Origin of the sequence: Mycobacterium sp., from assembly GCF_049278535.1 — a bacterium.
Lineage (GTDB): Bacteria > Actinomycetota > Actinomycetes > Mycobacteriales > Mycobacteriaceae > Mycobacterium.
The window spans coordinates 20,187-27,477 of the sequence record NZ_JBAPMI010000308.1; the positions used below are offsets into that span (position 1 = coordinate 20,187).

Sequence of the window (7,291 nt, forward strand, 5' to 3'; positions counted from 1 at the left end):
GCGCGTCATGGACTCAGACCTGGCTTCCTGGCTGGATGACGGACTGTACTTCGACTACCTTGGCTTCGAGATCTTCTATCGGGTGGAGGGCAGCGGTCCGCCGCTGCTGCTAATCCACGGCTACCCGTTCAATTCCTTTGACTGGGCACCGATTTGGCCAGCGTTGACTCAACGATTCACCGTGGTCGCGCCGGACATGATGGGCATGGGATTCTCCGCGAAGCCGGTCGCCTACGAATACTCGGTGCACGACCACGCCGACATGCACGAGGCGCTGCTGGCCCACCTGGGCATCCGCAACGCGCACATTCTGGCCCATGACATCGGCGACTCGGTAGGTCAGGAGTTGTTGGCACGTCACGAATTTCGTCAACACGCCTATGGTGCGCTGAGCATCGATTCGATCACCTGGCTCAACGGCGGCATGTTCGTGGAGACCTATACACCGCGGGCGGCACAGAAACTGCTGTCGGCAACTCCATTGGGCGACATCTTGAGTCCGGTGCAGAACAGTCCGCTGTCACGCCGTCTGCTGGAGCCGACGTTGCGGGAGATGTTCGGCCCGAACACCAAGCCGACACGGCACATGATGGACGTGTTCAGTCAGATCCTGGACTACAACGATGGCCGGCGCGTGCTGCACAAAGTTGGCCGCTTCATCAAAGACCGTCATACCCACCGGAATCGGTGGGTGCGGGCCATGCGGGAGACCGATGTCCCAATGCGGTTGATCGACGGGCCGATCGACCCTAACTCCGGTGCGCACATGGCGCGCCGCTATGTCGAGGTGATACCCGGTGCCGATGTGGTGATGCTCGCCGACGACATCGGGCACTGGCCGCAGCTCGAGGCGCCCGACGCGGTGCTGGAGCATTTTCTGGCCCACATCGACCGCGTCACCGCCGGCAGTTAGAACTCGGCGACTGCGTGCTCCAGGCGCTCGGCCAGCCGGGCCTGCGCCTCGGCGCGCCGGGTCGGCAGGTGCTGCGACGGGAAAGGCGTTGACACCGGCTCATATTCGCGCAGCGTGCGGCGGGCCACGGTCATCTTGTGCAACTCGGTTGCGCCGTCGGCGATCCCCAACGACTCCGCGGCGATCATCATCTTGATGAACGGCATCTCGTTGGACACCCCGAGCGCGCCGTGCAGGTGCAGGGCGCGTTGAGCGACGTCGTGCAACACCTGCGGCATCGCCACCTTGACTGCGGCGATATCGCGACGGACCTTCTGATAGTCGTGGTGCTTGTCGATCAGCCAGGCGGTGCGCAGCACCAGCAACCGGAACTGTTCGATCTGGATCCAGCTGTCGGCGATCTTCTCCTGGGTCATCTGGAAATTCGACAGCGGGCCCATTCGGGTCTGGCGGGAGACCGCCCGCTCACACATCATGTCGAATGCGCGGCGCGCCAATGCGATGGTGCGCATGGCGTGATGAATGCGCCCACCGCCCAGCCGGGTCTGCGCGATCGCGAAGGCCTGCCCCTCGCCGCCGAGGATGTGGTCGGCGGGCACCCGGACGTCGGTGTAACCGACGTAACCGTGAGTGGCGTGCGACTCCGTGCCGACGCCCACGTTGCGGATGATCTCGACGCCTGGGGTTGCGGCGGGGACGATGAACAACGACATTTTGTCGCGGGTGCGGGCCTCGGGGTTGGTGACCGCCATGACGATGTAAAACGTGGCGTGCCGGGCGTTGGTGGAAAACCATTTCTCGCCGTTGATCACCCAGGAGTCGCCGTCGCGCTCGGCGCGGGTCACGAACAGGCCCGGATCCGAACCTCCCTGCGGTTCGGTCATCGAGTAACACGAGGTGATCTCTCCGGCGAGCAGAGGTTCTAAATAGCGCGTCTTCTGCTCGGGGGTGCCGAACAGGGCCAGGATCTCGGCGTTGCCGGAGTCCGGTGCCTGCGAGCCGAACACCGACGGGGCCCAGCGGGACCGGCCCACGATTTCGTTCAGCAGCGCTAGCTTGACCTGGCCATAGCCTTGGCCGCCGAGTTCGGGTTTCAGGTGTGCGGCCCACAGGCCGTGATCCCTGACCTGCTGCTGCAGCGGCCGCAGGGTCGCCATAGTCTCCGGATTCTTTTTGTCGTACGGGTCGAGCGCCACCAGATCGAGCGGCTCGAGCTCGTTGACCATGAATACTTCGACCCAGTCGAGTTTCTTCTGGTATTCAGGGTCCGTCTCGAAATCCCACACGATTCCCGACGCTACTACTCTGGCTGCCAATGACAATCCATACGCGTCCTGGGCACAAGGCCGATGTCTCTGAGCTGTCGCACGCGCTTGGCCGCGCCTTCTACGACGACCCGGTGTCGGTCTGGATCATGCCCGACGCCAAGGCACGGGCAGCGCATCTGCGGAAGTTCTTCGCGACCGTCACCCGGCACCACCATCTCGCCGGTGGCGGTGTGGAGGTGGCGACCGACGGGTCGGCCATCGGCGCGGCCGCGCTCTGGGATCCGCCCGGCCGTTGGAAGCAGACCGGGCGCGAACAGCTGAGGATGCTGCCGTCGTTCATCCTGGGATTCGGGCCGCGGCTGACGACGGGCCGCAAGCTCGGCGGACTGCTCGAGCAGATGAAGTCACAGCACCCGGAGGAACCGCACTGGTATCTCGCGGTGATCGGCAGCGACACCTCGGTGCGTGGCAAAGGCTACGGGCAGGCACTGATGCGGTCTCGCCTCGACCGTGTGGACGCAGAACATGCGCCCGCGTATCTGGAATCCAGCAAGGCCGAAAACGTGCCGTACTACCAGCGTTTCGGCTTCGAGGTCACCGGTGAGATCGTGGTACCCGATGGGGGTCCGACGCTGTGGCCGATGTGGCGGTCCCCGAGGTAATCGCAACCCTGGACTGTCATGCGCGCGCGGCGGTCATGTCCATCTCGATCCAGCCCTGGCACGGGCCGCTCAAGATGTCGGTGTGCATGACACCGTCAAGTGTTCCGTTGGATTGGGGCGTGTAGCGCACTTTGGATCGGGCCGGACTCCATTGGATAGTGGTGTCGGGCATCATGCAGTCCCACTGAAAATCAGTGACTTGCGTCCAGGACGACCCATCCCAGGTGAATTGAACCGGTTGCGGAACCGTCGGATTGCTCGGCGCAGGGCCGCTGACGATCGTGGCGACGCATTTTCCGCTCGTACAGCTTGATCGGAATCCATAGGTCTCGGTGTGCTGGCCCTCGGGGTCACCCACCGCCATGCTGGTCCCGGACTTTGGACCAACCATGAACGTGATCGCGTACTCGCCGTTCCACGACGGCGTATCGGCGACGGCGGTCAGGGGAAGCGACAGGGCGATCGTGAGCGACGCGGCGCACCAACCGACGAAACTGCGCAGACGGTATGTGGTCATCGGTTTCGCCTCTCGGTCCGCAGCGGCATTGGACCATGATGCGCCACGACGTTCTCTTTGAGCGCGCTTTGTGCAGGCAGTTATGACAAGCAGGCCAGCTCTACGCAGCCCTGGGTGACAGTCCCGAAGCGATCGGAGGCGGTAGCAATACGAGGTCCCAGGCAAAAGTGATTGGTGCACAGGCAGTTCCCGACCCGATTGACACCGGAACGCCAACCTCAGGAAAAGCACGGCTGACCTGCGTCAGGTTGGTACCGGTGCCGGCGGCCCGGAGGTATGCGTCCCAGAAGTCGGCCGTGGTTTGCGGGTCTAGATCTCTCATGATGCTTCCCTCGGTTGCGATGGTGCATGTCATAGATCCTCATTGACCTCCAACGCATCTCACGACGAGCGGGTAGAGCCGGTTCGACCGATGTGGCGAGTCAGTCAGGGCAGAAGTCATTAGGTAAGTCCACTACCACAACACTCAGTCCGAGAACGGGGTGACGGGTCGTTGCCAACGTTGCCCATCGACGTCGATGTCCACCTTCTCGTTGAAGAACGCGACGTAGTCGCGCACGGGTTCGGCTTCGCGGAGCGGATGGCGGTATGTCCAGGCGATGTCGGCGGGGCCGTCGGGCACCGAAAAATAGGACGCCCGGCCCTTGTAGGCGCAGTCGCTGACCGTGTCGGTCGACTCGAGTTCGACGGCGACGTCTGCGCGCGGAAGGTAGAACCGGATCGGCAGCGAGGTCTCGAACAACAACAGTGGGCGCGTCGACTCGGCCAGCAGCCGGCCGTTCCACTCGACGCGGACGTGTCGGGTGCTCGTCAGGATGTCGATCCGTTTGAACGGGTCGTGAGGGTGGGACACGATCAGTTCGGCTTCCTCGCGCCAGGTGAATGCGCTGAAGTCGAAGGTGAGATAACCGGCCAGGTCCGGATCGTCGGCTTGGAAGGCGGCCGACGGGCAGCGCCGCGCACCGACAATGACGTCGAACATCTCGCCGGTACACGTATGCGCCGTAAAAGGATTCGTCGGGACCAGAACGGGTAACTCGGCGAGATCATCGACGCGGCCCGCCGATTCCAGCCGCGCCGCAACGTCGGTGTGCGGCACGGCGTAGGTCGGGACCAGGCGGCGCGGCTCCCACACCAGCAGCCCGTCGATGGTGTCGGCGACCAGCTCGCCGTCCAGGTCTATCCGAAGGTGCTTCTCGGTGGGCTCGTAGCGCAGCGATGGCAATGCGCCGCCGAGCAGGTCTCGCATTCGGGTGCCCATCACTCCATCATGGCGCGGAATGCACCGACTCGACGGTGTACAGGTGCGGTTCGAAGGCGTCGGCCAGCTCGGCGCACTGCGCCATGTGCTCGCGGGCGGTGGGGTTCTGCAGCATCGCTTGCATTGCCTCGGCGCTGCGCCACTGCGCGTAGTTGACCACCCGGGTGCGGTCGGTGCTGAGGTGGATGTTCGCCGAGATGAACCCGTCGACGTGCTGCATCACGTCTTCGGTGGCCTTGGTCAACAGGTCGGCGAGCTGCCGGGCCCGTTCCGGTTGCACGGTGAACACGTTGATCAGCGTCGCGTGATCGGCGTGCGCGGTGATGACAGACATGGCGTCCTCCTAATGTCAGGTTCCTGACGTAACGATAGCACCGGTGTAAGGTTCCTGTCATGCAGCCGTCCGATGCCGAACGATCCATCGGATATCTGGTGAAACGCGTCCAGCAAGGATTACGCCGTCAGTGCGACGCCGCGCTGAAGCCCACCGGTATATCGATGGCCCAGTACGCGACGCTGCGTGCACTCGACGAGCACCCGGAGGCCTCCGCAGCGGAACTGGCGCGATTGTGTTTCGTCACGCGTCAGTCGTTGCAGGACATGCTGACCGGGTTGCGCGCGGCGGGCCTGATCGAGACCGCCGATGCCGAACCGCGAGGGCGCGCACGCTCATTGGCGCTGACTCGCCTCGGCTCGAAGCGCCTGCGCGCAGCACATGATGCGGTGTTCGCTGTCGACGATGCCATGCTGCATGGCGTGTCGGCGCGCGAAAAGCGAAGCGTTGCTGAGGTTTTGCTCAGCTGCGCTAAGAACCTGGAAAGCGGGTAGGCGCTTAGAGGCTACTGCGCCAGCCGTTGATGCCGATCACGATCATCCGCAACTGTTTGACCGCGGTCTGGCGGATCTCGTCGATGGCATCGGGACCCTGGGCATCTTCCAGTGCCTCGGCGATGACGATCATCGAGTTGACGAACAGCATCGCCAAGATGTTGAGGTCGTCGGTGCTCCACGTGTTCAGACCTGGGAAGCGGGCGAGGTCGGTGGCCAGCTCGGACGTGACGAGCCGAAACTCGGTGCGAATGGCATACCGCAACACGGTCACGCCGCTTGAGCGCTCGCGGCCGATGAAGCGCCAGTGCTCGCGACGTTCGGTGACACTTGCGACGACGGTCTCGACCGAGGACTCGATCACCCGGTTGGGGTCGAGCTTGCCGGCTCGGGCACCGCGCAGCATGTCCCGCAAGGTCCGGAACGACTCGTCGATCAGGACCAGCCCGAGCGCCTCCATCGATTCGAAGTGGCGGTAGAACGCCCCGGGGACGATGCCTGCTTCGCGGGTCACCTCACGCAGGCTCAGGCCGCTGAAGCTGTGTTCGTCGAGAAGTTTGAGCGCCGCGGCCACGATCGCCCGCCGCGTCGCTTCCTTGCGCTCCTCCCGAGACGGCCCATCGCCCCTGCGTGCACGCCCCGATCGGTGCGGACGTGAGCTAGGCGCACGACTGTTCACCGTGTGAACCGTAACACAGAGCTGGGAAAACCCTTGACGAACTGGGGCATGTGCGCGGACGGTATACATATGTTCACTCAGAACTCCACACAAACTCTGACGAAGCGGGTGCTGGGATCAAACCTAGTCAACCTGCTTACCGGCCCGCACGGCGTCGACCGATACACCGAACAGGTGGACCCGGCCTGGACGCTGGCCGAGGGCCGCGCGAAGGTCGTCGACGTGCGCCGGGACACCCCGCGCAGCGTCACCCTGGTACTGGCGCCCAACGATGCGTTCACCGACGCCGTCGCAGCCGGGCAATACATCAACCTTGCCGTCGAGATCGACGGGCGCCGGCATACCCGGTGTTACTCGCCCGCCAACGCCGAAGGCGCCGCACACCTCGAGCTGACCATCGGACAGCACGACGGCGGACTGGTCTCGACATACCTGTACGAGCGCGCGCGGCGCGGCATGGTAGTCGGGCTCACCGGCGTGGGCGGCGACTTCGTCCTGCCTGCGCAACGGCCCCGCCGCATCCTGTTCGTCTCCGGTGGCAGCGGGATCACGCCGGTCATCGCGATGCTGCGCACACTGGTCAACGAAGGCCACAGCGGTGAGATCGCATTCGTGCACTACGCGCGCAGCCGCGCCGAGGCCTGCTACCACGACGAGCTGGCCGCGATGCCCGGCGTCCGGGTGCTGCACGGCTACACCCGATCGACCGGCGGCGACCTCAACGGCCGGTTCGATGCCGACCACCTGGCGGCGGCCATGCCGGAGCCCGATGCCGTCTTCGTCTGCGGCCCAGCGGCTTTGGTCGATGCCGTCCGCGAGCACTGCGCGGACGCGCAATCAGAAAGTTTCGTCCCGCCCAAGCTCGACCTGCCGGCGCAACCGTCCGGTGGTCGAGTCACGTTCTCCGACAGTGCCGTCGAGATCACCGACGATGGCCGCTCGTTGCTCGAGCAGGCCGAGGCCGCCGGACTGAACCCCGCAAACGGATGCCGGATGGGCATCTGCCACACCTGCACCCGCCGCAAGACCAGCGGCGTGGTTCGCAACCTGACCAGCGGTGCGGTGTCCACCGCCCCCGGCGAGGACGTGCAGATATGCGTGTCCGTTCCCGTCGGCGACGTCGACATCGCCCTTTAAGTCCACCAGGCAATAGGAGGCTCACC

9 protein-coding genes are annotated in these 7,291 nt (G+C 64.5%); 4 read left to right on the plus strand and 5 right to left on the minus strand.

The features are described from left to right. The first annotated feature begins 7 nt into the window (after nucleotides 1–7). On the plus strand, nucleotides 8–913 hold the full coding sequence (locus WAO18_RS20475; RefSeq protein ID WP_422208063.1) for an alpha/beta fold hydrolase: 906 nt from the start codon (nucleotides 8–10) through the stop codon (nucleotides 911–913). On the opposite strand, the gene WAO18_RS20480 is transcribed toward WAO18_RS20475, so the two are convergent. Continuing rightward, entirely contained in the window at nucleotides 910–2,202 is a 1,293-nt protein-coding gene (locus WAO18_RS20480; RefSeq protein ID WP_422208072.1) for an acyl-CoA dehydrogenase family protein, read from the minus strand. The two genes, WAO18_RS20475 and WAO18_RS20480, sit on opposite strands and share 4 nt — an antisense overlap. 26 nt (nucleotides 2,203–2,228) lie before the next feature. Between WAO18_RS20480 and WAO18_RS20485 the strand changes: the two genes are divergently transcribed. Then, on the plus strand, nucleotides 2,229–2,843 hold the full coding sequence (locus tag WAO18_RS20485) for a GNAT family N-acetyltransferase (RefSeq protein ID WP_422208064.1): 615 nt from the start codon (nucleotides 2,229–2,231) through the stop codon (nucleotides 2,841–2,843). 16 nt (nucleotides 2,844–2,859) lie between these two features. On the opposite strand, the gene WAO18_RS20490 is transcribed toward WAO18_RS20485, so the two are convergent. The 3 genes from WAO18_RS20490 to WAO18_RS20500 all read right to left on the minus strand — a co-directional run bounded on the left by WAO18_RS20490 (nucleotide 2,860) and on the right by WAO18_RS20500 (nucleotide 4,955). Beyond that, the gene (locus tag WAO18_RS20490) at nucleotides 2,860–3,360 is read right to left on the minus strand and encodes a hypothetical protein (RefSeq protein ID WP_422208065.1); all 501 of its coding nucleotides are present in this window, start codon (nucleotides 3,358–3,360) and stop codon (nucleotides 2,860–2,862) included. Nucleotides 3,361–3,826: 466 nt separating this feature from the next. Continuing rightward, nucleotides 3,827–4,621, minus strand: coding sequence for a DUF427 domain-containing protein (locus WAO18_RS20495; RefSeq protein ID WP_422208066.1), 795 nt, complete (start codon nucleotides 4,619–4,621; stop codon nucleotides 3,827–3,829). 7 nt (nucleotides 4,622–4,628) lie between these two features. Beyond that, entirely contained in the window at nucleotides 4,629–4,955 is a 327-nt protein-coding gene (locus tag WAO18_RS20500; protein WP_422208067.1) for an antibiotic biosynthesis monooxygenase family protein, read from the minus strand. Between the two features lie 59 nt (nucleotides 4,956–5,014). Here WAO18_RS20500 and WAO18_RS20505 point away from each other — a divergent pair, with 59 nt between their 5' ends. After that, nucleotides 5,015–5,449 carry a MarR family winged helix-turn-helix transcriptional regulator gene (locus WAO18_RS20505; protein ID WP_422208068.1) on the plus strand — a complete coding sequence of 145 codons (435 nt, stop codon included), beginning with the start codon at nucleotides 5,015–5,017 and terminating at the stop codon, nucleotides 5,447–5,449. A 4-nt stretch (nucleotides 5,450–5,453) separates the two neighbouring features. Here WAO18_RS20505 and WAO18_RS20510 read toward each other — a convergent pair whose 3' ends face one another. Further along, on the minus strand, nucleotides 5,454–6,128 hold the full coding sequence (locus WAO18_RS20510; protein WP_422208069.1) for a TetR family transcriptional regulator: 675 nt from the start codon (nucleotides 6,126–6,128) through the stop codon (nucleotides 5,454–5,456). Nucleotides 6,129–6,197: 69 nt separating this feature from the next. On the opposite strand from WAO18_RS20510, the gene WAO18_RS20515 reads away from it, so the two are divergent. Next, complete coding sequence (locus WAO18_RS20515) at nucleotides 6,198–7,265, plus strand: ferredoxin reductase (RefSeq protein ID WP_422208070.1); 1,068 nt, start codon at nucleotides 6,198–6,200, stop codon at nucleotides 7,263–7,265. Nucleotides 7,266–7,291: the final 26 nt, after the last annotated feature.

What these genes read in the sequence shown, in the direction of transcription:
- WAO18_RS20475 (WP_422208063.1), top strand. Translation starts at nt 8, where the DNA reads ATGGACTCAGACCTGGCTTCCTGGCTGGATGACGGACTGTACTTCGAC.
- WAO18_RS20485 (WP_422208064.1), top strand. Translation starts at nt 2,229, where the DNA reads ATGACAATCCATACGCGTCCTGGGCACAAGGCCGATGTCTCTGAGCTG.
- WAO18_RS20490 (WP_422208065.1), bottom strand. Translation starts at nt 3,360, where the DNA reads ATGACCACATACCGTCTGCGCAGTTTCGTCGGTTGGTGCGCCGCGTCG.
- WAO18_RS20495 (WP_422208066.1), bottom strand. Translation starts at nt 4,621, where the DNA reads ATGGGCACCCGAATGCGAGACCTGCTCGGCGGCGCATTGCCATCGCTG.
- WAO18_RS20500 (WP_422208067.1), bottom strand. Translation starts at nt 4,955, where the DNA reads ATGTCTGTCATCACCGCGCACGCCGATCACGCGACGCTGATCAACGTG.
- WAO18_RS20505 (WP_422208068.1), top strand. Translation starts at nt 5,015, where the DNA reads ATGCAGCCGTCCGATGCCGAACGATCCATCGGATATCTGGTGAAACGC.
- WAO18_RS20515 (WP_422208070.1), top strand. Translation starts at nt 6,198, where the DNA reads ATGTTCACTCAGAACTCCACACAAACTCTGACGAAGCGGGTGCTGGGA.